The 26,112-nt window shown below is 46.1% G+C and carries 21 protein-coding genes; 12 read left to right on the top strand and 9 right to left on the bottom strand.

Annotation, left to right across the window (positions count from 1 at the left end; translation table 11 throughout):
* Positions 1–40: 40 nt before the first annotated feature.
* The 3 genes from recC (at position 41) to recD (ending at position 9,680) form a co-directional block, all read left to right on the top strand.
* Entirely contained in the window at positions 41–3,532 is a 3,492-nt protein-coding gene (gene recC, locus R7Z49_RS12045) for an exodeoxyribonuclease V subunit gamma (RefSeq protein ID WP_318111689.1), read from the top strand.
* A 326-nt stretch (positions 3,533–3,858) separates the two neighbouring features.
* On the top strand, positions 3,859–7,533 hold the full coding sequence (recB, locus tag R7Z49_RS12040; RefSeq protein WP_042521442.1) for an exodeoxyribonuclease V subunit beta: 3,675 nt from the start codon (positions 3,859–3,861) through the stop codon (positions 7,531–7,533).
* The gene (gene recD / locus R7Z49_RS12035) at positions 7,533–9,680 is read left to right on the top strand and encodes an exodeoxyribonuclease V subunit alpha (RefSeq protein WP_186584705.1); all 2,148 of its coding nucleotides are present in this window, start codon (positions 7,533–7,535) and stop codon (positions 9,678–9,680) included. Before recB ends, recD begins: the two co-directional genes overlap by 1 nt.
* Positions 9,681–9,714: 34 nt before the next feature.
* Here recD and R7Z49_RS12030 read toward each other — a convergent pair whose 3' ends face one another.
* Entirely contained in the window at positions 9,715–9,903 is a 189-nt protein-coding gene (locus R7Z49_RS12030) for a hypothetical protein (RefSeq protein ID WP_005380230.1), read from the bottom strand.
* 416 nt (positions 9,904–10,319) lie between these two features.
* Positions 10,320–11,657, bottom strand: coding sequence for an amino-acid N-acetyltransferase (gene argA / locus R7Z49_RS12025; RefSeq protein WP_012841478.1), 1,338 nt, complete (start codon positions 11,655–11,657; stop codon positions 10,320–10,322).
* A gap of 162 nt (positions 11,658–11,819) precedes the next feature.
* On the opposite strand from argA, the gene R7Z49_RS12020 reads away from it, so the two are divergent.
* The 5 genes from R7Z49_RS12020 to R7Z49_RS12000 all read left to right on the top strand — a co-directional run bounded on the left by R7Z49_RS12020 (position 11,820) and on the right by R7Z49_RS12000 (position 16,239).
* Positions 11,820–12,275 carry a DUF2850 domain-containing protein gene (locus R7Z49_RS12020; RefSeq protein ID WP_005380234.1) on the top strand — a complete coding sequence of 152 codons (456 nt, stop codon included), beginning with the start codon at positions 11,820–11,822 and terminating at the stop codon, positions 12,273–12,275.
* 273 nt (positions 12,276–12,548) lie between these two features.
* Complete coding sequence (gene mltA / locus R7Z49_RS12015) at positions 12,549–13,652, top strand: murein transglycosylase A (protein WP_085569837.1); 1,104 nt, start codon at positions 12,549–12,551, stop codon at positions 13,650–13,652.
* A gap of 99 nt (positions 13,653–13,751) precedes the next feature.
* The gene (tcdA, locus tag R7Z49_RS12010) at positions 13,752–14,561 is read left to right on the top strand and encodes a tRNA cyclic N6-threonylcarbamoyladenosine(37) synthase TcdA (RefSeq protein WP_005380241.1); all 810 of its coding nucleotides are present in this window, start codon (positions 13,752–13,754) and stop codon (positions 14,559–14,561) included.
* Positions 14,562–14,580: 19 nt separating this feature from the next.
* Positions 14,581–15,009, top strand: a complete 429-nt coding sequence (gene csdE, locus R7Z49_RS12005; RefSeq protein ID WP_109169576.1) for a cysteine desulfurase sulfur acceptor subunit CsdE — start codon at positions 14,581–14,583, stop codon at positions 15,007–15,009.
* Positions 15,010–15,318: 309 nt separating this feature from the next.
* A complete protein-coding gene (locus tag R7Z49_RS12000; protein ID WP_042521375.1) occupies positions 15,319–16,239 on the top strand; it encodes a GGDEF domain-containing protein in 921 nt (306 codons plus the stop codon).
* Positions 16,240–16,272: 33 nt separating this feature from the next.
* Here the strand turns inward: R7Z49_RS12000 and csdA are convergent, their stop codons facing one another.
* The 4 genes from csdA to R7Z49_RS11980 form a co-directional block, all read right to left on the bottom strand.
* On the bottom strand, positions 16,273–17,484 hold the full coding sequence (gene csdA, locus R7Z49_RS11995) for a cysteine desulfurase CsdA (RefSeq protein ID WP_138939025.1): 1,212 nt from the start codon (positions 17,482–17,484) through the stop codon (positions 16,273–16,275).
* Positions 17,484–18,083, bottom strand: coding sequence for a DJ-1 family glyoxalase III (locus tag R7Z49_RS11990; protein WP_006742560.1), 600 nt, complete (start codon positions 18,081–18,083; stop codon positions 17,484–17,486). The genes csdA and R7Z49_RS11990 overlap by 1 nt, the downstream gene beginning before the upstream one ends.
* Positions 18,080–18,970, bottom strand: coding sequence for a 2-dehydropantoate 2-reductase (panE, locus tag R7Z49_RS11985; protein ID WP_085569840.1), 891 nt, complete (start codon positions 18,968–18,970; stop codon positions 18,080–18,082). Before panE ends, R7Z49_RS11990 begins: the two co-directional genes overlap by 4 nt.
* A gap of 108 nt (positions 18,971–19,078) precedes the next feature.
* Positions 19,079–19,924, bottom strand: a complete 846-nt coding sequence (locus tag R7Z49_RS11980; RefSeq protein WP_005391741.1) for an outer membrane protein OmpK — start codon at positions 19,922–19,924, stop codon at positions 19,079–19,081.
* A 323-nt stretch (positions 19,925–20,247) separates the two neighbouring features.
* Between R7Z49_RS11980 and R7Z49_RS11975 the strand changes: the two genes are divergently transcribed.
* From R7Z49_RS11975 to R7Z49_RS11960, 4 genes are read left to right on the top strand one after another with little or no spacing between them, the layout of a single operon-like run.
* On the top strand, positions 20,248–20,844 hold the full coding sequence (locus R7Z49_RS11975; protein WP_017636020.1) for an LON peptidase substrate-binding domain-containing protein: 597 nt from the start codon (positions 20,248–20,250) through the stop codon (positions 20,842–20,844).
* Positions 20,841–22,199: a DUF4397 domain-containing protein gene (locus R7Z49_RS11970; protein ID WP_085569841.1), complete on the top strand. Its 1,359-nt coding sequence runs from the start codon at positions 20,841–20,843 to the stop codon at positions 22,197–22,199. Before R7Z49_RS11975 ends, R7Z49_RS11970 begins: the two co-directional genes overlap by 4 nt.
* Positions 22,200–22,243: 44 nt before the next feature.
* Entirely contained in the window at positions 22,244–22,828 is a 585-nt protein-coding gene (locus R7Z49_RS11965; protein WP_017636022.1) for an RNA polymerase sigma factor, read from the top strand.
* Entirely contained in the window at positions 22,825–23,484 is a 660-nt protein-coding gene (locus R7Z49_RS11960; RefSeq protein ID WP_053306733.1) for a ChrR family anti-sigma-E factor, read from the top strand. Before R7Z49_RS11965 ends, R7Z49_RS11960 begins: the two co-directional genes overlap by 4 nt.
* A gap of 63 nt (positions 23,485–23,547) precedes the next feature.
* On the opposite strand, the gene R7Z49_RS11955 is transcribed toward R7Z49_RS11960, so the two are convergent.
* The 3 genes from R7Z49_RS11955 to R7Z49_RS11945 form a co-directional block, all read right to left on the bottom strand.
* Positions 23,548–24,900 carry an AmpG family muropeptide MFS transporter gene (locus R7Z49_RS11955; RefSeq protein ID WP_005380257.1) on the bottom strand — a complete coding sequence of 451 codons (1,353 nt, stop codon included), beginning with the start codon at positions 24,898–24,900 and terminating at the stop codon, positions 23,548–23,550.
* A 71-nt stretch (positions 24,901–24,971) separates the two neighbouring features.
* Positions 24,972–25,517, bottom strand: coding sequence for a peptidylprolyl isomerase (locus tag R7Z49_RS11950; RefSeq protein ID WP_186584710.1), 546 nt, complete (start codon positions 25,515–25,517; stop codon positions 24,972–24,974).
* The gene (locus R7Z49_RS11945; RefSeq protein WP_005380259.1) at positions 25,517–26,086 is read right to left on the bottom strand and encodes a YajG family lipoprotein; all 570 of its coding nucleotides are present in this window, start codon (positions 26,084–26,086) and stop codon (positions 25,517–25,519) included. Before R7Z49_RS11945 ends, R7Z49_RS11950 begins: the two co-directional genes overlap by 1 nt.
* Positions 26,087–26,112 lie beyond the last annotated feature (26 nt).

Below are 26,112 nucleotides of genomic sequence, written 5' to 3'. Positions count from 1 at the left end.
AGCTAGCTAACAGTTTCAATCGGCGCTCGGTATTCCCAATTTGTTTACTGTTTATCACTCCAACCAAGTTGACGTTCTTAAATCACTCCTTGTCGAACTGATTCGAATCAGTCCGCTGGAAAACCCGTTCGAAAAAGAACAAATTCTGGTTCAAAGTCCGGGCATGTCCCAGTGGCTAAAAATGGAATTGGCCAAAGAGTTTGGTGTTGCCGCGAACATTGATTTTCCGCTCCCTGCTACTTTCATTTGGGAAATGTTTACGCAGGTGTTGCCAGACGTGCCAAAACGCAGTGCGTTTAACAAAGAAGCGATGACGTGGAAGTTGATGCATCTGCTGCCGGGGCTTCTCAACCAAGAGGTGTTTTCGCCGTTAGCGCAGTACCTCAAAGATGACATTGACCACTCTAAGCTGTATCAGCTGGCTGAGAAAATTGCCGATATTTTCGATGGTTACTTGGTGTATCGTCCGGAATGGATCGCAAGTTGGGAAGCTGGGCAGAGTGTGCCAGAGCTGGAAGATGAGCATCCGTGGCAGCCGATCTTATGGCAAGCGTTGTATGATCACACTGTGTCATTAGGGCAGTCTCCTTATCACCGTGCCAACCTTTATGAGCACTTTATCGACACGTTAGAGAGTTTTAACTGCAATTTTGACCATTTACCCAAGCGTTTGTTTGTTTTTGGCATTTCTTCGTTGCCGCCTCGCTATATGGATGCGCTAAAAGCAATTGGTGAACACATCGACGTGCATCTGATGTTCACTAACCCTTGTCGTTATTATTGGGGTGAAGTTCGAGATCGCAAATATCTGGCTCGTTTGGCGGCGAAACATCGTCAGCACGTTGTGTGGCAGGACGATCACTCGGAAGTGCAAGGTGAAACTGAGCAACTGAAAGGTTCATTGGAAGATAATGTGATCGATGAGCTGCACACCGATGTGGTCGGAAACAGTCTGTTGGCGTCCATGGGTAAACTCGGGCGCGACAATATGTATCTGTTGTCTCAGCTGGAATCTCATGAAATCGAAGCCTTTGTTGATGTTGAGCGCGACAGTCTGCTCCATCAATTGCAAGCGGATATTCTCAATCTTGAAGAACATCAAGATGACCAACAGATTGAAAACAGTCATCACAAACAAGTGGTTAGCTTGGGTGATAAATCACTGAGCCTACACGCTTGTCACAGCCCGATGCGCGAAGTGGAAGTGCTGCATGATCAACTATTGGCGATGTTCGATGCTGACCCAACGTTAAAACCGCGCGATATTATCGTGATGGTCGCGGACATCAACGCTTACAGCCCTGCGATTCAGGCGGTCTTTGGTAACGCGCCGGGTGAGCGTTTTATTCCATATTCGATTTCTGACCGAACCGCCGATCAAGAGAGCCCAATTCTGGCCGCATTTATGCAGTTGGTGAACTTACCCAATACGCGCTGTTTGGCATCAGAACTACTCGAACTTCTGGAAACTCCGGCGATATTAAAGCGTTTTGAACTCAGCGAAGGTGATTTCTTACAAGCTAAACAATGGGTTGAGGAATCGGGAATTCGCTGGGGGTTGGACGCCAATACCGGACGCGAATTTGAACTGCCGGAAACCCGTCAAAACACATGGCAATTTGGTATTCAACGCATGTTGCTTGGCTACGCGATGCCAGAATCCGCAGGCTTGTTTGAAACCGAGCAAGGCAGTTTGTCTCCGTACAACGAAGTGCAAGGCATGGGCGCAGAGCTGGCGGGCAAGTTGGCACACTTTATCCAACAAATTAGCACTTATCGAAGCAAACTTTCTCATGTTCAAACTATCGATGGTTGGCGAGAGACTTTGGTTTCACTGCTGGATGACTTCTTCTCGGTTGAGTTAGAAGGCGAAATGGCACTCAAATCCATTCGCGATACGCTCAGCCAACTCAAAGAGCAATTAGCTGATGCCGCATTTGATGATGCGTTATCGCCGTCGATCATCAGCCAATACCTTCAAAACAAATTATCTGGCACACGAGTCAGCCAGCGCTTCCTTGCTGGTCAAGTGAACTTTTGTACCCTGATGCCTATGCGATCTATTCCGTTTAGAACCGTATGTCTACTGGGGATGAATGACGGCGTGTACCCGCGTTCCATGCCGCCAGAAGGCTTTGACTTGATGACGGGAAGAACCAAACCGGGCGACCGTTCGCGCCGAGATGATGACCGTTACCTATTCCTCGAAGCAATGCTATCGGCACAGCAAACGCTCTACATCAGTTATGTTGGCCGTTCAATCCAAGACAATACCGAGCGAGTGCCTTCGGTTCTGGTTTCTGAGCTGATGGAATACTGCCACCAAAACTATTGTTTAAGTGGTGATGAAGCGTTGCCCGTTGATGAGTCTGGCGACAACTTATTAAATGCGTTGGTGAATACCCACGCCATGGTGCCGTTTAGCCCAAGTGCGTTCCAAGGCATGCACGCCAGCTACGCGAAAGAGTGGATTCCAGCGGCATTGACTCAAAGCAGTCAATCGCAAGGCTATGTTCGTCCTGATTTTAATCGGGCATTAGACGACTATCTGTTAGGAGCGACGTTCCCACTTGAGCTCTACTTAGTCGAGTTGCAACGTTTCTGGCGCTTACCTGTGCAGTATTTTTTCAATCGTCGTTTAAAAGTAATCTTTGAACCGCCACTGCCGGTGATGGAAGACGACGAACCCTTTGTTTTAGGTGGTTTGGAAAGCTATCAAATGCGTGATGAGCTGTTAGAAACCTTGCTTGAAACGACATTGATGCAGCCAGAGAAAAAAACAGAGGTGCTTAAACACTTTATGAGTCAACAGCGCGCGCAAGGCAAACTGCCGGTGGGGGCGTTTGGTGATATCGAGTTTGAAACCAACCGAGTTCAGGCGGAAGAGCTGGTGGACAAACTGGCGTTTTTATCTGGTGCGCCTCAAGACGATTTGGAAATCGACCTGACGTTTGACTCTTTGTTTGAGCGAAATGAAGGCGAAGAGAAAAACGTTCGCCTGACTGGTTGGCTGACTCAATGCTACCAATCCGGTTTGATTCGCTACCGAAGCGGTAAGATTCGAGCGCAAGATTACCTTGCAGCGTGGATCGATCACCTTGCCATGTCGGCGTCGGGTTATGCCAAGAAAACTCATCTGATTGGCTACGATCGTAAAGAAGGCGCGCTGCATTTGATCTACCCAGAAATTGCCGATGCTCAGTATGCCAAACAGCTACTGACTGAATTAGTTCGCTTATTCTTCGAAGGCATGACTAAGCCTTTGCCTTATTTCCCGAAAACGGCGTTGGCTTGTGTTGAAGCGGGCTTTAGCCGCGGTCAGTGGGTAGATGACGAAGAGAAATCTTTGAAGAAAATGGCTGACGCATTCAATGATGGCTTCATGAGCCCGGGCGAAGGCAGTAATGCGTACATCTCTCGAATTTGGCCTGCTTGGAATGATGAGTTGGCCTCAGAAGTTCGTTTGCTGACAGCATTAGTTTTGCAAGGTGCGCGCTTAGCGGTTCAAGACACTGATGACGTAAAAGCGTAAAAAAGACAGTTGGATAAAGAGAAGGAAGAGTAGGGTGGCCGCCAGAAAATCATTATTTTTTGTAGGGCGTTCGCTGTACGGCCACAAGGTCAGAGGGACCATGATACTTTTGTTTAATTCATTTGAGTTGTGCCGCCAAAAGGTTTGGCTTATCTCGTGGGGCGCATACTAACGGTACGTCTTATGGATAACCGTGAGAAAGATCTCACAAAGCTCTAAATTATCCAACTTGTTAAACATATTAATAGAATTTTTAACTATAGATCACATTTATTAGGTGATACGTCCTAGTAAATAATCCGGAGAGATTCAGCGTTATGGATCAAATGTCAGGTGCAGAGTGTCCTCTACATACGTTAGACCGCACAGAGCAACCTCAACCAACGCCACTAGAACCGATGACGTTTCCTCTGCATGGTGCGAGGTTAATCGAGGCATCAGCAGGTACAGGTAAAACCTTCACTATTGCAGGTTTATATCTGCGCCTTTTGCTTGGTCACGGCAGCGCGGAAACTCGGCATCGCGTACCGCTTACGGTCGACCAAATTCTGGTCGTAACCTTTACCGAAGCGGCAACTGCGGAATTACGCGATCGTATCAGGGCAAGAATCCATGATGCGCGAATCGCGTTTGCGCGTGGACAGAGTTCCGATCCGGTGATCCAACCTTTGCTTAATGAGTTTGACGATCACAAGCAAGCCGCAGAAATTTTATTGCAGGCAGAGCGTCAGATGGACGAGGCGGCGGTCTACACCATTCACGGTTTTTGCCAACGTATGCTAACGCAAAATGCGTTTGAATCTGGCAGCCGATTTAATAACGAGTTTGTGACCGATGAAAGTCACCTAAAAGCGCAAGTTGTAGCCGATTACTGGCGCCGCAATTTCTACCCATTGCCATTTACTTTGGCGGGAGAAATCCGCCAGCTATGGGGCTCTCCATCTGCGTTGTTGTCTGACATCAGCAATTACTTAACCGGTGCGCCGTTAAGCCTTTCTGTTCCAGCAATGAAAGGCAGTTTGGCTGATCTTCATACTGAAAATCTGAAAAAAATTGATGGATTAAAAGCACAGTGGCGAGAAAGCCAAGATGACTTCTTAACGCTAATCTCAGATTCAGATATTAACAAACGTAGCTATACCAAAAAGTCTCTGCCGACGTGGTTGGAGGCGGTAAACGCTTGGGCGGCAACGGAAACTACAGGTTACGATTATCCAGACAAGCTGGAGAAATTCGCGCAAAACGTCTTGTTGGAAAAAACACCGAAAGGCAGTGCGCCGCAGCATGCAGTATTTGAAGTCATTGAAACATTTCTTGCCAACCCAATCAGCTTAAAAGCGCCACTGCTTGCTCATGCAATTGAACATTGTCGAGTGATGCTGGCTAACGCGAAAAATCAAAAACAGTGGCTCTCTTTCGATGATTTGCTAACGCAACTTTCTGCTTCTATCGATACGGACGAAAGCGAGCTTTTAGCGGCGCGTATTCGTACTTTGTATCCTGTCGCAATGATTGACGAGTTCCAAGATACCGACCCGCTTCAATACAGTATTTTCAGCCGTATTTATCTGAACAACCCGGAATGTGGTTTGTTTATGATCGGGGACCCCAAGCAGGCGATTTATGGCTTTCGTGGCGCAGACATTTTCACTTATATCAAAGCGCGTAACCAAGTAAGTGCCCACTACACGTTAGGAACCAACTGGCGTTCTAGCGCAGATATGGTGCAGGCGGTAAACCAAGTATTTGCTTTACCAGACAGTCCATTTATCTATGATTCGGATATTCCGTTCTTACCCGTTAAGTACAGTCCCAATGCCGAAAAACGCATTTGGACTATGGGTGGCCAAAAGCAACCCGCGCTGACCTATTGGTTGCAAGAAGCGGACGATAAACCGCTACCAAAAGGCGAGTATTTGACTCGAATGGCAGAGGCGACTGCAAGCCAAATCCAAACTATTTTGACGCAGGCTCAACAGGGGCAAGCGTGTCTGGTGAATGGCGAAAAACAGAAAGCGGTTCAAGCGGGCGATATCGCAGTGTTGGTTCGAACAGGTAGCGAAGGTCGGATGATCAAACAAGCGCTAGCAGACCAAGGTATTGCCAGCGTGTACCTGTCTAACCGAGACAGTGTGTTTACCAGTTCAGTGGCGCAGGATTTACAGCGTTTGCTGCAAGCGGTGCTGACTCCAGAAAATGACCGTGCGCTGCGTGCAAGTCTTGCCTCTGAGCTGTTTGCCCTCGACGCAGCAAGTTTGGATGCACTTAATAACGATGAAGTGGTGTGGGAAAACGCCGTAAACGAATTCAAAGAATATCGCAAACTTTGGGTTCAGCGTGGTGTGCTGCCGATGTTGCGCGCGGTGATCAGCAAACGCCATATTGCCGAGCGATTACTAGAAGAAGGTGCGAGTTCACAGGGTGAAAATGGTGAGCGAGTACTTACCGATTTAATGCACATTGGTGAACTGCTTCAACACGCCAGTAATGAACTGGATAGCGATCACGGTCTGCTGCGTTGGCTCGCTCAGTCTATCAGTGATGCGGAAAACGGTTTGGGTGGCAGTGATGACCAAATCCAACGTTTAGAATCGGAACGTAACTTAGTGCAGATCGTAACTATTCACAAATCAAAAGGCTTGGAGTATGACCTCGTATTTCTGCCGTTTGTGTTCAGCTATCGAGAAGCCAGTGAAGCCAAATATTACGATGCAGCTAATGACCGCACGGTACTGGATATCACTGGCAACGATGCGTCCATGAAGCAAGCGGACAAAGAGCGTTTGGCGGAAGACTTACGCTTGATATACGTGGCACTAACGCGTGCTGTTTATGCGTGTTTTATTGGAGCCTCGCCTTTGCGCAATGGTCGTTCGACCAAAGAGCCAACTGGCGTACACCGCAGTGCGATTGGCTATTTGATTCAAAATGGTCAAGAAGGTGGCATTAACGATTTGTACCAAGGTTTAACAAAGCAACAAAACGAGCTTGATTGTGTCGTTGTGGCCGATCTGCCGCAGCAACTCGAAGACAAGTACGTAGCGCCACAAGAAGAAATATACGATCTTAGCGCGAAAGAGCTGCAAAACCCTATCGACAGAAACTGGCGCATCACCAGTTATTCTGGCTTGGTCAAGCAAGGCTCTCATCACGCCGAGCATGATGCCACGATTGAGATTACGGGTTTTGATATCGACTCATCTGAAGAACAAGACGAAACGGATTTGGTGGAGCCAGAGCGTTCTATTTTTACCTTCCCTCGTGGTGCGCGTCCGGGTACGTTCCTGCATAGCCTGTTTGAGGAAATTGAATTTACTCAGCCAGCCACGACGGAAGAGAATACACAAATCATCCTTGGTTTGATGGAAAGCGAACAGCTCGATGAAGAGTGGTTGCCCATTTTACAGCAATTGATTGCTACCGTACTCGCAACGCCGTTGGATGGTAAGTCTTTGCTGCTGAATCAAAAAGCACCGTCGCAACGTTTGGTGGAGATGGAATTTTTGCTGCCGATTGAAGTTTTGTCTGCGCCGGCGTTAAATCGAGTCATTCAACGTCACGATCCGTTGTCGGCGAAAGCGGGGGATTTAGGTTTCCAAACCGTGCAAGGCATGCTCAAAGGTTTTATCGACTTGGTGTTTGAACATCAAGGTAAATACTACGTGCTTGACTGGAAATCGAATCATCTTGGCGACGATGTGACGCACTACCATGGTGAGGCTCTGAAATCGGCGATGGCAGATCACCGCTACGATTTGCAGTATCAGATTTATGCGTTAGCACTGCATCGTTTCCTACGTAGCCGATTGGCCAATTATGATTATGAACAGCACTTCGGTGGCGTGTATTACTTGTTCTTGCGCGGCATGGACGGGCAGAGTGACCACGGCATTTTTGCCGCGAAACCAACCTTAGACTTCTTACAAGAGATGGATCGTTTGATTGATGGTCAAGCACTTGAAACGCGCTCAACTCAAGCCGGGCAGATGGAGCTACTTTAATGACGACAAATTACAATCTTCATTCTGACCAAGATAGTCTTTTGGTAGTGCTGGAACGCTTGGCGCACAAAGGTGCTATTCGTCAGCTCGACTACCAATTCGCCTGCTTTATTGATTCTCAAACGCATGATGAACAGTCGGACAGTCAAGCATTGGCGTTTATCGCGGGTGTTGTCAGTAGTGAGCTTGGTAAAGGACATATCTGTCTGTCTCTGTTCGATGCACAAGGGCAATCTACGGATTTAGCCAGTAAGTTAGGGCTGTTTGGTGAGTCAGCATTGGCGCTCAACACACAGTTGCAAGGCATAGACTGGATTCAAGTATTACAAAATTCCAGCGTGGTCGGCGCGCAAGGAGAAGCCTTGCCTTTGATGTTCGATGGTGAGCGTCTGTATCTGCATCGCTATTGGCATTATGAAGTGACACTGGCGGAAAAGCTCAATCAGCTGGGCGCCGCAGTTAACTTGCAACCACAAGAGTTTGCGCGATTATCCGAGTTGCTCAACCATTTATTTGCACGCCAATACCATTTTCTGTTTAACGCGTTAGGCAAAGCAGTAGAAGCGGGAAGCAGCAACCAAGTGTTGCGTCAACAATTGGTGTGTGACCACCTTGATGTGGTCGCAAGCGAATCGTTGGATTGGCACGCCATTGATTCCGTGCTTAGCAATGCGCGCAAGGTTCAAGATTTGCAAATACTGGATGAACTCGTACCACTCTCGGCTTGCGTGAACTGGCAAAAAGTCGCGGCGGCAGTTGCGTTAACCCGTCGATTTGCTGTGATTTCTGGTGGTCCAGGCACTGGTAAATCGACGACAGTAACCAAATTGCTTGCCGCTTTGATTGAACAGGCGACGCACGAGAAAAATCTAACCATCAAGCTGGTGGCCCCGACGGGGAAAGCGGCGGCGCGATTAACCGAGTCCATTGGTAAAGCGGTACAAGAGCTGCCAGTTTCTCCGGAGCTAAAAGCCAAAATTCCGACTGAATCAAGCACCTTACATCGGTTGCTGGGTGCGATTCCTAATAGTGCAGAATTTCGTCACAACAAGCAAAATCCACTGCATTTGGATATTTTAGTTATCGACGAAGCGTCGATGGTCGATTTACCAATGATGTACAAAGTGGTCGATGCCTTACCGAAACATGCGCGGCTGATTTTGCTAGGTGATAAAGATCAACTTGCCTCAGTTGAAGCAGGGGCAGTGTTGGGTGATATCTGTTCGTTCCATGCGTTGGGTTATGGCAAAGAGCAGGCGTCAGCCATCGCAAAACTGACGGGCTTCGATACTTTAGCCCATACGGGTAACAGTGCATCTAGCATTGCTGATAGTTTATGTATGCTGCAAAAGAGCTACCGATTTGATGCTCGCTCAGGCATTGGTCAGTTGGCAAAAGCGGTTAACTCCGGTTCTGCTGCGAGCGTAGATAACGTCTGGGCGCGTGACTTTTCTGACATCGAACATTTCGCGCTAAGTAGTCAACATTACAACCAAATGATGCAGACGTTGGTGCAGGAATACGGTCGTTACCTCAAACGCATTGGACAACAGGAAACAGATCCTAAAACCGGAGAGCTAGAGTCGCTAACGCACAAAGCCAAAGCGGTGTTAGATACCTTCAACCAATGCCGACTGCTGTGCGCGATCCGTGAAGGTGATTTTGGTGTGGCTGGGCTAAACCAACGCATCGAGAAATCGCTCGCGGCGCGCAAGTTCATTCAAGTTCAGGATGAAATTTGGTATCACGGCAGACCCGTCATGGTTACGCGTAATGATCACGGTTTAGGTTTGTATAACGGTGATATTGGTATTTGCATGCGAGATGACACTGAAGAAGAACCGCGTTTGAAAGTCTTTTTTGAGTTACCTGACGGCAGTGTGAAATCGGTCTTACCGAGCCGAGTACCTGAACATGAAACGGCTTACGCCATGACCATCCATAAATCGCAAGGCAGTGAATTTGATTACACCCTGATGATTTTGCCACCAGACTTTAGCCCGATATTAACCCGTGAGTTGATTTACACAGGCATTACCCGCGCGAAAAAGCGTTTAGCTCTTTACGCCGAACTCAATGTTCTGAAGCGAGGCATTAAGGTGAAAACCACTCGCGCGAGTGGGTTAGTAAAGCGGCTTACCAACTAAAACAAGAAGACCGAGCTTATGGCTCGGTCTTCTTTTATGCATGTTTTGCAAACGCATTGGTAAAAGACACGCTGCGTATTTTGTATTGCTGTTGATAAGCAAGAATAAAATCTCGGATAGCGTCATTTACGGGGAAAACACAGTGGACGTCTAGGCCTTCTAAAAACTGATTGTCAGCCATATCCCAGAAGCTTTGAAGCGAATTACAAATGATTGTTCTCATAACAGTGCTCGTCTCGGCTTATTTAAAGTCAGATTAACAACTGTCCTTGGTGTGCAATACGGAGCTAACTAGTTTTTCAATTGCCCAGTATTTTAGGGTGAAGGCTACATTACATCACCTAGATCCATTCGTATTGGTTAAAAACCAATCACTAGCGAGCAGAGTATAGCCAACCAAATGTATATTTAAAAGATAAAATTGGAACGAAAATCAAGCAATGGTTTGCGTATTTCTAAGTTGGTGTTTATATGATGACTCGCTAGTCCGGAGTAGGGTTTATGTGTGGCCTTACTCCTAAACAAACTCGTTCCTAAACAAGCTCGATGTGCAGGATTGAGCGTTAATGAGCTGAATCCCGCACCTTGAGGTTTTGGTATAGCGGAGCGTTAAATTTTGCTTCGTGATTTAAGGTTAAGCTACAAATCTAGCGCTAAGATTTTTGACTTACGCTGGAAGTTATATAGCCCTTGTTTGGCTCCGGGCAAATAGTCGACACTGACTTCGTAAAAACCTTGCTCTCTGAACCAATGCAGACTGTGTGTCGTGAGGACAAAAATCTGATCAATGGTTTCGGATTTAGAACGATGTTTCATGTAGTTGAGCAGTAACAAACCTCGGTTCCCATCACGATAGTCAGGGTGAATCGCTACGCAAGCCATCTCAGCTTTGCGCTCTTCTGGGTATGGATAAAGGGCAGCACAGCCAATAATCAAGCCGTCTTTTTCGATGATGGTAAATTTTCCAATCTCTTGCTCTAGCTGTTCTCGAGAGCGCCTAACCAGTACACCTTGTTCTTCTAACGGGCGAATGAGGTCTAAGATACCGCCAATATCGTCAATATTAGCTTGCCTCACTTGTTCAGCGCTCGCCATAACGACTTGGGTTCCGATACCGTCGAAAGAGAACAACTCCTGAATTAGGGCTCCATCCACTTTATAGCTGATCAAGTGGCTACGAGGCACTCCGGCACGACAAGCGGCAATAGATCCTTTAAGAAAGCGCAGTGTTCCAGTGTTGTAATCTAGGTCAGGAGACGTATTTTCAGAGAGCGTTTTGATGACATGCTCCGCTTCAATTGGCAGTAACTCGGCGACAGCATTGCCGTTGTCATCAATGACACCTTGTTCGGAGCAAAAACCAATCAGCTTATCCGCACCCAGCTTTATCGCTAGTTGGGTGGCGACTTCTTCCGATAATAAATTGAAGCACTCGCCAGTCACAGAGCTCGCAATGGGGCCAAGTAGCACAATAGAGCCTTGGTCGAGCGTGCGATTAATCGCGTCGGTGTCAATGCGGCGAATACGTCCACTATGGCAATAGTCCACACCATCATCAACGCCGAGTGGTTGGGCAATGATGTAGTTTCCGCTAACGACATTGAGCTGGGTACCTGCCATCGGAGTATTGTTGAGGCTCATTGATAGGCGCGCAGTAATCGCAAGCTGAAGTTGTCCGGCAGCTTGCATAACAACAGATAAAGCCGATTCATCCGTAATGCGGATATTTTTGTGGTAAGGCGTAGTGAGGTCTTGTTTTTCTAGCAGCTGATTAATTTGAGGACGTGCACCATACACCACCACGACTTTGATTCCGAGGCTGTGCATGAGGGCGATATCATTAATAATGTTGCCAAAATTTTTGTGTGCGACGGCTTCTCCGCCCAGCATGATCACCATGGTTTTTCCGCGGTGAGCATTGACATAAGGTGTTGATTGACGGAATCCTTTTACGAGAGCAGTACTACGAATTTTCACTACAGCCATTCCTTTGTTTAATTATGCTAAAATGATGCCTTTTTATTCATTGAGTGGCAAGGTGAAATTTTGGAATAAAGCACAAACATATTGAGGTAGGTTCTTGGTCCCGTTAAAAGGGAAGGTTACAATGGTGGCGTCTTTCCTCAATACGTGAACCTCATGTCTTCTGCTGTTAATAAGAATGCTGCGATCACTGCTTCAAATCTGTCAAAAACGTCATCTAAATCAATGCTTCGTAAGTGGCTAGAGCGTTCTCTCATGCTTATAGCGATAGTTGGAACCGTTGTCGTGTGCATGCTGTATAGTGATTTGATTACTCGAACCATTAATCCGCCCATTCCCAAATCGACAATTTATGGTCGCTGGGTTGAGCAAGATGTTGCGCCTTATGCTCGTGAAGAATTTGTGTTGAGTGAGCGCGGTGTTACCGTAAATGGTTCTACAGTGGCGACCAGTTTTGAATTCGATGGGGATTCGTTTTCGTATCGAGTGGGTTCAAATGAGCGGCACTTCAATTTTGTGGGTAAGCAGCATGCAGAAATGAAGCTGGATGCTAATGCACATTATCTACCTGTATTCCGTTTAGAGGGACGTGCAAGGATAGCGGTAAGATAGTCGTTTTTATTATTGTCTTTTAAGCAGAGCTCTCTTGCGTCTGTGAGCCATATGGATGATCACAATTTCATCTCTCAATCAGTAAATTTTACTTCCAAACATAATCCGGACAATTCCGTAATTCTTCCGCTGTTATCATGTTGCATTAACTGAATGAATTTACAACGAGTAAACGGATTGGCTTAGCGTTGAAACATTTTGTCGTTGCTTTTCAATTGCACCGTAAGCATTTGTTTGCCATCCTTTTGCTATTCTCTTTTACGGAAAAGACACGTGTTAAAAAAACTCCTTCCTATTATCTCTTTGAGCCTACTCTTTGGCTGTGCTCAACAAAATGATCGTGCTCAGCAATATCTTGATGGTGAGTTTCCTCAGATCCTCAATCAAGTGGATGTGGTTGAGTCTAACAAACCACGCGATTTTACTGAATTTAACAAGCAAGCTGAGCAAGTGGTGATAAAGTCACCATCCATGGCGAAGATGTACCAACCGCTATATCAACGATTAAGTGAGTGGGCGCAACAGAGCGGAGATACCAGTGCGTTGAGTGCGTTTGGCATTCAAGCCGCGCAATTGGGTGGTGGTGATCAAAAAGGTAATGTGCTGTTTACCGGATACTTTTCTCCCGTGATGGAACTGCGTCATACACCAAACGACATTTTTAAGTACCCAGTTTATGGCAAGCCAAACTGCTCATCAGATTGTCCGACTCGCGCGGAGATCTACAATGGAGCACTAGATGGACAAGGTTTGGTGCTAGGTTACGCGCCTAATCGTATCGACCCGTTTATGATGGAAGTGCAGGGCAGTGGCTATGTGCATTTTGAAGATGATGATACGTTGGAGTACTTCGCGTACGCAGGGAAAAATAATAAAGCTTACGTTAGTATTGGCCGCATTTTGATTGAACGTGGTGAAGTGCCGCGTGAAAAAATGTCCCTCAAAGCAATCAAAGAGTGGGTGATGGACAACGACGATGCGACAGTGCGCGAGTTGTTGGAGCAAAACCCTTCTTACGTCTTCTTTGCGCCAAAAGCGGAAGCGCCAGTAACGGGGTCGGCTGGTATTCCTTTGTTGCCAATGGCGGCGGTCGCGGGTGACCGTTCTATCTTACCAATGGGTACGCCAATCTTGGCGGAAGTGCCACTGTTGAATGCTGATGGTACGTGGAGTGGTGCGCATCAACTGCGAATGCTGATCGTTTTAGACACTGGTGGTGCGGTAAAACAGAACCATTTGGATCTGTATCATGGCATTGGTGCGAGAGCAGGAACGGAAGCAGGTCACTACAAGCATTTTGGTCGAGTGTGGAAACTTGGGCTGGAAAACTCACCAACTCAAGCGCCTTGGGCTTTGCCGCCAGAAAAGCTACAATAGCGACCCAAGAAAGAGGAACCGCCTCTTATCTAGACATTTCATCAAAGAGTGCGTATAAATCGCACTCTTTGTTTTTCTATCGATCATCTGGACTTCAATATGCGTGAACTCGATACCCCAGCATCTGACAGCTACAATCAACGCTTTGGCGGCACTCGTCGTCTTTATGGCAACAGTGAAGTGGACATTCTTCGCGCTGCACACGTTTGTGTTATTGGTATTGGTGGCGTGGGTTCATGGGCGGTCGAAGCGCTGGCCCGTACTGGGATCGGTGAGTTGACTCTGATTGATATGGACGATGTTTGTGTCACGAATATTAATCGCCAAATTCATGCGATGACGGGCACCGTTGGCCAAAGCAAAATTGAAGTGATGGCCGAGCGTGTCAAATTGATCAACCCAGAGTGTAAAGTCAATCTGATTGATGATTTCATCACGCCAGACAATCAACATGAGTACTTAAGCAAAGAGTTTGATTACGTGCTAGATGCGATTGACAGCGTAAAAGCGAAGGCGTCTTTGTTGGCGTATTGCCGCAGCAATAAGATCAAAGTGATCACTACGGGGGGCGCTGGTGGTCAGGTTGACCCAACGCAGATCATGGTCGCTGATTTAACGAAAACGATCCAAGATCCTCTAGCGAAGAAAATCAAAGACACCTTGCGTCGTCATCATAACTTCCCTAAGAATCCGGCTCGTAAGTTTGGTATTGATTGCGTGTTTTCAACCGAGCAGCTGAAGTACCCTCAAGCAGACGGTTCAGTGTGTGGTGTGAAGTCGACAGCGGAAGGCCCAAAACGTATGGATTGTGCTAGCGGTTTTGGTGCGGCGACTGTTGTAACTGCAACGTTTGGCTTTGTCGCGGTATCGCGAATCGTTGAGAAGTTGATTTCAAAATATAAGAAGTAAACTAGAAGAAGAGCGCATCATGACAGATTTTCCCGTTTCTCCATTTGGTACAGATATCACCAGCGAAGACATTGTAGCGACTATGCAGCAATTTAAAGGCTGGGAAGATCGTTACCGTCAGGTTATTCAGTGGGGTAAAAAGCTGCCACAAATGCCAGAAGAGCTGAAATCAGAACAAGTTACCGTTTCGGGTTGTGAAAGCTTGGTGTGGTTAGTGAGCCAAGAGCAAGATGGCGTTTGGCATTTTTGTGCGGACTCCGATGCGCGTATCGTCCGTGGATTGATTGCCTTGGTGATGGCGGCTTATGACGGAAAAACGGCCGATCAAATTCAAGCATTTGATATTGATGCTTATTTTGAACAACTGGGGCTTGTCTCCCATTTAAGCCCGTCACGTGGTAATGGCTTGAAAGCTATTGTAGAGCAGATTAAGCAAACCGCCGTGTAACGAGTCATTTTCCCAATTCTTAAAAAACGCCGAATAGCCTAGCTGTTTGGCGTTTTTTGTATCTGAGTTGAGATATTTTTTGCAAATGGATAAAAAATATGCAAATGGTCGACTATTTTAGCGTTAATTAACCATTCTATTGATCCTGGTTCATTATATTGCCCACTTGGTTTTTATAAACTCAATTGTATTTAAAATTTGTCTATATTAGATAATAGACATATGCCCCACTCGCTCCTATTCCCCAATGTGGAAACACACTTGGAAGCGATTGGGTTACTTAGATACAAATGCTAGGAACCTCCCTATATGCAATTCACCTTGGAACATGCGCAAGACGTGTTATCCGGAATGCCAGACCCCACTTTTATTCTGAGTGAAGATGGTATCTATATTGATGTTTTTGGAGGAACAGATAAAAAAGCCTATCACGATGGAAGCAATTTGATAGGTAAGACACTTCACGGCGTACTTGAAAAAGATAAAGCCGACTGGTTTATCGAACAGATAAATCGGTCACTGAAACAAGACAGTATTGTGACGATCGAGTACAAGATGTGCGCCGACAGCATTCAGGGAATAGATGCTAACAGTGGGCCAAGAGGCGACCTATACTACGAAGGCAAGATCTGCCCACTCGCTATAAAATACCGAGGTCGTCGCGTTGTCCTTATTCTCACACGCAACATCTCCAATCGCCACCGAGTTGAAACCCTTCTTCGCCATCAAAGCCAAATTGATGCTCTTACCAACATCTACAATCGACGTGTCTTTTTCGAAAAGCTCACAGAAGAGGTCATTAAAGCTCAAGAGCCGAACTATCACTCCGCGTTGTTATTGTTTGATTTGGACTTTTTTAAAGTCATCAATGATAAACGTGGTCATGATGCGGGGGATTATGTCTTAGAGACCTTAGCTGATTTGGTTTCTCACTTACTCGTCAAAGACGAAATTTTTGCAAGAGTCGGAGGGGAGGAGTTTGCGATTATTTTGCCAGAAACTTCTCTGTCGGCGGCGAAAGAGGTAGGAGAGGAAGTACGTTCCCACATTCAAAATTGTCAGTTCGAATTTGAAAAGATTGAAATTCCGGTCACGGTGAGTGTAGGCGTGGTGGAAATAGGCAGAAATGAAACCACCAAACGTTTGTATGCGCATGCAGATAAAGCGCTTTATGCTGCGAAAAGAAATGGCAGAAATTGCGTGGCGACTCTGGATAGGCAGATGGAGTAACCTTGTTGGTTACTCCAAATCAAACCGTTGGCGTTATAGCATGTCGACGGCTTTTTCTACGGCGGCGATGAGTCTATCCACATCTTCAGCCGTGTTATAAATACCAAAAGAAACGCGTACCGTGCCTTTCACATTTAGTGCATCCATCAATGGGTGAGCGCAGTGGTGTCCTGCTCGTACCGCAATGCCTTGTTGATCGAGCAGCGTCGCAATATCTTGGTGATGAACGCCGTCCATGACGAACGTCAGTACAGAGGCATTCGGTTGATAGCCTAGAATATGAATGTCATCCAAAGCGCTTAGTGCTTGGTAGGCCTTATCCTGAAGCGCATGGAGATGAGTCTCTACTTCGTGATGGTCAAAACCTTGGTACCACTCAATGGCTTTCGCTAGAGCAATCGCGCCCGCAACGTTTGGTGTGCCCGCTTCAAACTTTCCAGGAAGTGCAGAAAACGTCGTTTTTTCGAAAGAAACGCGTTCAACCATTTTACCGCCGCCGTGCCATGGTGGCATGGCTTCCAAAAGTTCAAGCTTGCCGTATAAAACCCCAATGCCTGCTGGTGCATAAAGTTTGTGACCTGAGAAAACGTAGAAATCGATATCTGATGTCGATAAATCAAGTTGCTCATGTACGATGCCTTGCGCGCCATCAACTACAACAACCGCGCCAACGTTGTGCGCCAGTTCAGTGATTTTTTCGATAGGTTGGCGTGTGCCTGTTACGTTGGTTATTTGTGCGCAAGCAACAATTTTACAGCGGTCAGACAGAAGCGCCTCAAATGCACTGATGTCGAACTGACAATCTGATGTCATCGGAACTTTAATGACTTTAGCACCCGTTTGCTCTGCCACGATTTGCCAGGGCACGATGTTGGCGTGGTGCTCCATCTCGCTAATTAATATCTCATCACCTGGTTGTAACGTGCTACGGGCGTAGGTTTGAGAAATTAAGTTCAGTGCTTCGGTTGCGCCCCGTGTCCAAATGATTTCCTTAGAGCTGTTTGCACCAATAAAGCTTGCCACTCGTTCTCGTGCCGCTTCAAATTGGCTGGTGGCATTAGCCGTTAAACTATGGCTGCCACGGTGAACATTGGCATTTTGCGCACTGTAGTAATGACTGATGACATCAATCACACATTGCGGTTTTTGCGTTGTCGCTGCGCTATCTAAATACACTAAGGGCGTATCGTTGACGGATTGGTTTAGAGCAGGAAATTGCTCGCGTACAGCATTTACGTCAAACATTATTCTTCACCAAGCTTGTGGTAGTGCAGAGTAGGCAGAGGGATCATTGGTTCAGCAACTGACCATGCGTGTTTTTTACCTGAGAGTTGAATGATTACTTCCATCGCGAACTCTAAAGCTGTACCCGGACCTTGACTAGTGATCAGGTTGTGGTTGATATCAAAGGTCACGCGTTTGCTGCGCCACTTCTCTTCCGGGATATGTGACTGAAAGCTCGGGTGACAGGTCATCAGTGATTGTGGGAAAAGATCATGGTGTTGCAATACCAACGCCGGTGCTGCGCAGATAGCTGCGACCAATTTTCCCTCATAGATGTGCTGCTTAAGGATTTCTATCATCACCGTACTATCACGAAAAATTTCTGCACCACCAACACCACCAGAAAGCGCTATGGCGTCAAACTCATCATCAGCGATATCGACCAGTTTACAATCGGCTGTTAGTGTGACTCCGCGAGAAGCTTTCATCGTCAATGAGCCATCAAAAGCAGCACTCGCTACCGTAACGTCATAACCCGCGCGAACCATCATGTCGATAACGGTGACGGCTTCCATTTCTTCGGTGCCTGGAGCGATTGGCACTAAGATTTTCTTACTCATTGTTCTGTCCAGCTTTGTTCTATTTGTTTGATGCGTTGGTAAAGTTTTAAATTCTCAGGCGTATTGATGCGATGTTTCTCGGCAGCCTTTAACAAGTATCCGGTTATAAAATCAATTTCCGTTCGACGCTGATGGAATACGTCTTGTCTCATTGAAGAATAGTTCTCAGCTGTGGCGTTCACCACTTGCATTACCGTATCGAAAAGAGAGCGAAACTCGATAGCAATACCTTCTTTACTCATTACTTCAACCAGTTCTTGAGTGATGCTTTCGAGTTGTATCTTAAACTCGGGCTGCGCAAGCTCACCATTCTTACACTGCTGAATCGCAGTCAGCGGGTTAATCGCGCAGTTAATTGCTAACTTAGTCCATAACGCAGATTGGATGTGTGGATTCCAAATGGCCTCTGGAAGAGCATGATGCATAACATCTTGCAGAAAAGCGCACTGCATTCCTTTGTCATTATAACCACCCACTTGCGTTGTTCCGTGACCGGTATGCAGTACGTGTTGGTTATCTGGTTTGTATGCGCCGTGCGTCGTTGTGGCGAGCACGATAGGATTGTTTGGCAGAGCCTTCTCCACGCCAGAGGCGGTACCCATACCATTGTGCATCAGCATGATAATCGTGTCTGCGTTGATATGAGGCAGTAAAGGCTGAATGGCGTCTTCCATTTGCCAAGCTTTTACCGTGATCAAAATGAGATCTGCTTTATTTACGGAGGAAATATCTTGATTACTGAATACGATTGCGGGTGTGTCATCCAACTGAAGTGATTGTTGGCTTTCAGAACTTCTTCCCCACAATGAAACATTGTGCCCGGCAAGCTTAAATTTTGTTGCCCAGAGTGAGCCCACCGCACCTGGACCGAGGATAAGGATATTCACCAAACGCTCTCATTAAAAAGGTTTGCTGCAAGGATAATGAGGGAAAAAAGGAAAGCAAATAAAAATGGCGCCGAAAGGCGCCATTTTTGAGCAAACTTAGTGGTTCAATTAGAACTTGTAAGTTACAGCTAGGTAGTGGCTTACACCAGTCGATTCTAGCTCAACACCTGGAGCGACTTGTAGACCGTCTTTTACGCCATATACTTCTTTGTATGCTTTCAGGCCGTAACCAACCGCGAAGCGATCTGAGTGCCAGTAAATGCCGTTGAACATTGCACCACCGTTTGACGCGGTAGTACCAAATTTGTTACCAGCATCATCATCCATACCGAATTGGTAATCAATGTAACCTTGGTAAGAAATGAATGAACCATTGTCGAAGAAGTAGAATGGTTTGAACCAGTTAGTCGAGATTTGGAAACCGTTCCAACCTTTGTTGTTGCCATCGTAAGTGCTGTACAGGTTTAGGCCGATTTTACCTAACCAAGGAACCATTACATCAGAACCTAAACCGATTTTCTGGTTGTTTACACCACCGTTGTTACCGCCCCATTCCATTAGAGATGCAATGTATAGCTCTTGAACTGGACCGAAAGATAGGTCTTTACCAGTTACGGCATCTAGAGACATACGTGGTGCAAATTTCATGAACATCTTGTCAGGAGCGCCATTCTCAATTGACTTATCTTGGTTATCTTTAGTCGCTAGGTTAAATACGTCTACGTAACCGTATAGGTCGAAAATACCAGAGCGACCGCCAAATTCCATTTCTAGGTAATCGTGAGCGTTGTCGTCAGCGCCTTTAACTCGTGGCATTTCATCAATTGAGTACATGTAGTTGAACTGCATCCACTTGTAATCGTTTTTGTGGATATCGCCGTCAGAGTAATCTGCCGCCATAACTGGAGCTGAAGTAGCCGCTAGAAGGCTAAGAGCTAAAAGTGATTTACGCATAAGGGGACTCTCTATGTTTGTAATGATTCAGAACACGCAATCTATGCTGCGCTTTCCAATTGGCGGGAATAATAGCGATAAAAATCCCAAATGAAAGTGATAAAGGGTGCAAAATTGAACGTTTTTGGTGAGTTGTGTCACGAAATTATCTTTATTTACGGAACTTTTTGTTTGTTGCATTTGATTGCAATAAATATGTGATTTGGATCGTTTGCGTAAGCGATTTTATGACTTTTTAAGCCAGTCGATTAACCAACATAAATCGTTAGTGATCGGAGTGATAAGGGATTCGTATGTATCCGTGAATCAAAGAGGACGTTTGAATGAAAGAAGTCATGTTATTCCCACTCACTTCAGTTGTACTCCCTGAAGGTAAAATGAATCTGCGCATTTTTGAGCCACGATATAAGCGAATGGTAAAGGAATGCAGCCTACAAAATGTGGGCTTTGGAGTTTGCCTAGTAGGAAGTGAAGGTGACCCTAAAGACGTGGGTAACGTTTCATCTATCGGAACTTTGGTCAGGATCGTTGATTTTGAAACACTCAGTGATGGCCTTCTTGGTATTACAGTTGCTGGTGAGCAACGCTTTGTTGTCAAACGCGTCCGTGCAGATGCGGATGGCTTACGTCATGCAGAGGTTGAATGGTTAGACAATTGGCAACATCTAGACAACTCACCAGATTTCTTCTTTTTAAGCCAGCAGTTATCCCATGTTTATGAAGAGTTTCCTCAACTTGGAAGCCTCTACCAGCATCGTTTTTACGATGACTCTGCTTGGGTTACTCAGCGTTGGCTTGAGTTACTACCCCTAGACTGCAATCTGTTCGAACAGCTAGTCGGCGCAGAGGACTGTATTCCTGCGTTGCAATTTCTGACAGAAGCCATAGAAGCCCCGACTAACAAAGAGGCAAGGATATGAAAGGATTTAATAAAGCTGCGCTAACTATTGTTGCGACATTAGGACTGGCGGCGTGTGGCTCCGACAGTGACACTATCGAGTATTCCAATTTACAAGCAGTGCACGCTTCTTCTGATGCGCCGCTTGCAAATGTGTGGATCAACGATAAACCATCATTAACGAATGTTGATTATGGTGTGGGATCTGGCTACGTTAAATTGCGAGAGGGGATGAATTCGATTCAGGTCGATGTACAGCTCCCAGGTAATGAAACCGCGACCGTAGTACCTAAAACAGAACTAGATCTTGATTCCGACCTCAATTATAACGTGTTCGTTGTTGGCGATGCCGATGGTTCGCCAAACCCAGTTGAGCCTTTAGTTGTGACTCGCAGCGCCGATTCAATGGCTGATGCCAATAGTCTAGATGTTCAAGTTGTTCATGCAGCTTCAGGCGTTCCTGCTGTTGATCTTTATGTCACTGAGCCAGGTGTTGCTCTTGCTAGCGCGACTCCAATAACTAACCTTGCTTACAAAGCTTCTACCGACGTATTGAACATCCCAGCTGGTGAGTATCAAGTTCGACTTGCCGTAGGAGACAGCGTTGCTTTTGACTCGGGCAAAGTATCTCTTGCGGCTAACTCCAACTTGACGATTGCCGCTATCGGCACAGGAGATTCGAATAGCACGTCACCTGTCAAACTCTTGGTGTTGGACGGTTCGGGCTCTTCTATAATTGAAGATATGGGCAGCCAAGCTGAAGTAAGAGTCGGACACCTTGTCGATGGAGCGCCAGTCGTCGATGTCAACGTTAACGGGGCGGCCTTCGCTCCTCTTGCCGACTTAGCGTTCAAAGAGATTCGTGGTTATTTGGATCTTGCTGCTGGCGATTACGATATTGACGTTTACGTGGATGGCACAACAACCAATCCGATAATAGATGTTGACGGGTTAATGGTTGCAGGTGGAATGGATTACAGTGTTTATGCAGTCGGTGTTGTCAGCCCAGCGATTGATATCGAAGCTCTGGTTGTTGAAGATATGAGACGCGCTGTGGCGACTAGCGCGACATTGAATGTGACACACGCGGCGGCTAATCCTATAGCGGAAATGGTGGATATCTACCTCACTACGAGTGCAGGAATAGATGGAAGTGATCCAACTATTGCTAATTTTGCGTATAAAAATAGCGTACAAGGATTATATGTCGCTGAAGGTACATATTATGTAACGGTAACAGTGGCTGGTAACCCAAGTATTGTTGCGGTTGACTCAGCACCAGTCAATGTAATGAACGGTGTTGTGTACCAAGTCGTTGCCATTGATGATGGGAACAACGGTGGTTTCAACTTGTTGGTCGATGACGTGACCGATTAGGACGAATGGGAGGAGGAGACTCCTCCCACAAATTAAGGCCGATTATGATGAGTGATAGCCCGAAAAAACTGGGGCGCAGTGATTGGAACGATTACATGGATAAAGTGAAGGATCGAGACAAAGATGCGTTCGCTTTTGTATTCCGTTTTTACGCACCCAAGCTGAAGCAATTCGCTTACAAACATGTTGGTAATGAGCAAGTTGCTATGGAGATGGTGCAAGAGACCATGGCGACAGTTTGGCAGAAAGCGCACCTCTATGATGGTGAAAAGAGCGCGTTATCGACTTGGATATATACCATAATCCGAAACCTTTGTTTTGATCTGCTGAGAAAACAGAAAGGTAAGGAATTACACATTCATTCTGATGACATTTGGCCGTCAGAGTATTATCCACCTGATCTTGTTGATCACTATTCACCAGAACAAGATATGTTGAAAGAACAGGTGGTTAAGTTTTTAGATATATTACCGAAAAACCAGAGAGATGTTTTACAAGCGGTATATCTTGAAGAGTTACCTCATCAACAGGTCGCGGAATTATTTGATATACCCCTCGGTACCGTAAAATCCAGGCTGAGGCTTGCAGTAGAAAAGCTAAGGCATTCAATGCATACGGAGCAACTATGAACAAACACCCAGATAACAGCTTGTTAGAAGCATACGCTTCGGGAAGCATTGATGCAGTTTCTGGTCTTGTGGTCGCAACCCATTTAGAAACATGCACCAAGTGCCGAGCTTATGTGAACCAAGTCGAAGCAAGTCAAGCGAACATCGTAAGTGACATACCTTCTGAGTATGTTTCTGAATTTGACGACATGTTTAATGACATCATCAATGCGGAGCCAGCGACTGATAACATCGTGATCCGTGACTCTGCTGCTGTTAATGTGGCAGGAAAAAGTTTCGCTCTTCCTAAAACTCTAGCGCGTTTCTCTGACCTTGTAGGGTCATGGAGAAGTTACGGAGGCAAGGTTTTCAGTGCTCAGATTGACCTAGGGGAAGACGCTCGTGTCAGCTTAATGTACATCGGGGAAGATGTGCAAATTCCTCAACATACGCACAAAGGCCTGGAGTCTACATTGATCCTACATGGTGGATTTAGTGACGAGGATGGCCAATATGAAGAAGGCGATTTGATGATTAGAGACGCATCAGTGAAGCACAGCCCTTACACTAAGACCGGAGAAGACTGCTTGTGTTTAACCGTATTGACTGAGCCGATGATCTTTACTCAAGGCGTGGCACGTATATTTAATATGTTTGGTAAAGGGTTATACCCATAGACCTCTTATCTTATATCTCGCAAAACAAAAACCACCGAATTCGGTGGTTTTTTATATGTTTCGTTAATGTTTGTGACGTGCTTTTTCCAATAGAGCATCAAAGTAATGTCGTAGCGAGTACAACATAATCAAGCTTGGCACGACCATGACAGCGGTAAGCACGAAGAATGTGCTCCAATCATTAAGATAATCCACTAGCTCGCCACTGAAAGAAGCAAGAGTCGTCCGTCCGAAGTTTCCTAGAGAGGCAAGCAACGCATACTGAGTTGCCGAAAATGCTTGCCCGGTTAGAATCGTCAAAAATGAAACAAAAGCGACAGTTGAGAAAGCAGTCGTAAAGTTATCGACAATAATCGTGGCTAAGTACAAGTGCTCGTTTGGGCCTACCGAAGCAATCCAAGCAAACATCAAGTTACTGGCAGACATAGCAATACCGCCGATCATTAATCCACGTACAATACCAAACCTAACGTTGAACATGCTTCCGACAAAAGTAAAGAAGATGGTGGCTCCCCAACCGATTAGTTTGGAGTAATAGCCAATCTGTTCATTGCTAAAACCAATATCTTTATAGAACGCGATCGACATCCTGCCCAAAAACGCTTCGCCAATTTTAAATAGGAAAACGAACAGCAACAGAGTAATCGCGACACGGACGCCATTGCGATTAAAGAAATCAAGGAAAGGTTCTACAACAGTCACGGTAAACCAAGCTACGACTTTTGAACCAACCACTTCTTTGTGGCGTTGTTCAGCGGCAGACTGAAGTTGTTCGCGTTGAGTCTTCGGTTCTCCGACTAAAATCGTAAAGACCATTAGAATGCCGACTATCACCGCCATCCCGTAATACACGCCATTCCAACCGACGCTATCAGCATTAACAAACGCTAAATAACCCGGTAGTGAATAACCTGTCCACCAGCCAATGACCGCCATTGCAGAAGCTTGTGGCAGCTTAGATTCTTCTGATTTTGGGAAAGTATCAATACGAAAAGCATCAATTGCGATGTCTTGTGTCGCTGAAGCCGTTGCAATACACAAGGCGAGTAGTGACGCAAACACCAAGTTTTCCGCTGGATTTACGCCGGCAATAAATAGGGTAGCGACGAGTACGATACTTTGACAAAAGAAAATCCAGCTACGTCTTTGCCCCAGTAGTCTAAAGAGGACTGGCAGCTTCACGCGGTCAACCAGAGGTGCCCACAGAAAGTTGATCGCATAGACCGCAAAAACGCTACCAAAATAGCCAATTGCGGAGAGGGTCAAGCCGGCATCTTTTAGCCAACCTGACATGTTTGAGCCGATAAGAACCCACGGAAAGCCGCTAGAGCAGCCCAGCATGAAAACCCACATGAGTCGTTTATCGAGGTAACTTTTTACCGTTTCCAACCAAGTGATGGAAGGTAATGAAGACATAAATCAATCCAATAAAATGAAGCCGTTGAAAGAGAAAGCCCTTCGATTATTCAAAGGGCTTATCGTTTTGGCTATTTAAGTAGTGTAGCTTTGGTGATGACGATTTGCGTCTCTGGTACATCACGCATTCGGCCTACCGTCGTGGTCGGCTGCTGAGCCATTTTCTGGATAACGTCGAACCCCTCAGTAACCTCACCAAATACAGCATAACCTGGTGGTCGAGCGCCATAGTTGAGAAAGTCATTGTCGACTAAGTTGACGAAAAACTGACGAGTTGCAGAGTTTGGTGCATTGGTTCGTGCCATGGCGATGGTAGCACGGTTATTGTTTAGACCATTATTTCCTTCGTTTTTGATTGGCGCGTATGTTTTCACCATCTGCATATCTTGGTTAAAGCCGCCACCTTGTGCCATGAAGCCTGGGATAATACGATGAAAAATAGTACCTTCGTAGCTCCCATCTTCTACATATTTCAGAAAATTAGCGACAGTGATAGGTGCTTTCTCTTCGTTTAACTCAACCGTAAATGAGCCAAGTGTCGTTTCAAACGCTACTTTTGGTCCAGCCCAAACGCTGCAGCTGAGTAATGCTAAAGACAGAATCGCTTTGCGTAACATTAGAAACGCTCCTGCATGTATTGACGAAGCTCAGGGTCATTGGCAATCTCTTTAAGCGTCAATGTCACCACATCATTCAATGTCTCTTCAATATCGGCATCAGAAGCACTCAATGTGCCAGATCGCTTTGCTGTACCTGTATAAGTTTTGACTAGCTTGCCCTCAGGTGTCTCTGCTGTGATTTCCAGCACAACTTTAGCATCCATCTCATTTTCCATCACCGAATGCTTCACGTTGACCAACGCTTCTTGAACGCTCAATTCAATCGCGTTGTTGCTGTTTAGATCCGCATGGAAACCTTGAGATGAGAATTGCTTCTCTAATGCTTCTTCTAACGCAATACGTAAATTCTGTTTAGCATGAAGAGGAAGAATGTTCGAACGGCCGTTATCCACCAACGCCACGTACTGCGCTGCACGTACATCTTTGCTGGTCAAACTGTAAGTCTTGCCTTGAACAATTGGATTGGTGCTCAATGTGCTTTCTGGCATCAGGTTCAGCTGAGGTTGTTGAGGGGCTGAACACGCAGCAAGCAACGCAACCGAAGCCGCAAGTACCAATTTTCTCATTTTATTATTCCTTTTAACTATTTTGC

The sequence above is a fragment of the Vibrio sp. 1562 genome, from assembly GCF_033340155.1.
In the GTDB taxonomy this organism is placed as follows: Bacteria; Pseudomonadota; Gammaproteobacteria; order Enterobacterales; family Vibrionaceae; genus Vibrio; species Vibrio alginolyticus.
Note: the sequence above shows the minus strand (reverse complement) of the source record. Positions and strands in the feature narration are given on the sequence as shown.

Coding starts and splice junctions, on each gene's coding strand:
- recB (WP_042521442.1), top strand. CDS start 3,859: ATGTCAGGTGCAGAGTGTCCTCTACATACGTTAGACCGCACAGAGCAA.
- recD (WP_186584705.1), top strand. CDS start 7,533: ATGACGACAAATTACAATCTTCATTCTGACCAAGATAGTCTTTTGGTA.
- R7Z49_RS12030 (WP_005380230.1), bottom strand. CDS start 9,903: ATGAGAACAATCATTTGTAATTCGCTTCAAAGCTTCTGGGATATGGCT.
- R7Z49_RS12020 (WP_005380234.1), top strand. CDS start 11,820: ATGTCTTCTGCTGTTAATAAGAATGCTGCGATCACTGCTTCAAATCTG.
- tcdA (WP_005380241.1), top strand. CDS start 13,752: ATGCGTGAACTCGATACCCCAGCATCTGACAGCTACAATCAACGCTTT.
- csdE (WP_109169576.1), top strand. CDS start 14,581: ATGACAGATTTTCCCGTTTCTCCATTTGGTACAGATATCACCAGCGAA.
- R7Z49_RS12000 (WP_042521375.1), top strand. CDS start 15,319: ATGCAATTCACCTTGGAACATGCGCAAGACGTGTTATCCGGAATGCCA.
- csdA (WP_138939025.1), bottom strand. CDS start 17,484: ATGTTTGACGTAAATGCTGTACGCGAGCAATTTCCTGCTCTAAACCAA.
- R7Z49_RS11990 (WP_006742560.1), bottom strand. CDS start 18,083: ATGAGTAAGAAAATCTTAGTGCCAATCGCTCCAGGCACCGAAGAAATG.
- R7Z49_RS11980 (WP_005391741.1), bottom strand. CDS start 19,924: ATGCGTAAATCACTTTTAGCTCTTAGCCTTCTAGCGGCTACTTCAGCT.
- R7Z49_RS11975 (WP_017636020.1), top strand. CDS start 20,248: ATGAAAGAAGTCATGTTATTCCCACTCACTTCAGTTGTACTCCCTGAA.
- R7Z49_RS11970 (WP_085569841.1), top strand. CDS start 20,841: ATGAAAGGATTTAATAAAGCTGCGCTAACTATTGTTGCGACATTAGGA.
- R7Z49_RS11965 (WP_017636022.1), top strand. CDS start 22,244: ATGATGAGTGATAGCCCGAAAAAACTGGGGCGCAGTGATTGGAACGAT.
- R7Z49_RS11960 (WP_053306733.1), top strand. CDS start 22,825: ATGAACAAACACCCAGATAACAGCTTGTTAGAAGCATACGCTTCGGGA.
- R7Z49_RS11955 (WP_005380257.1), bottom strand. CDS start 24,900: ATGTCTTCATTACCTTCCATCACTTGGTTGGAAACGGTAAAAAGTTAC.
- R7Z49_RS11950 (WP_186584710.1), bottom strand. CDS start 25,517: ATGTTACGCAAAGCGATTCTGTCTTTAGCATTACTCAGCTGCAGCGTT.
- R7Z49_RS11945 (WP_005380259.1), bottom strand. CDS start 26,086: ATGAGAAAATTGGTACTTGCGGCTTCGGTTGCGTTGCTTGCTGCGTGT.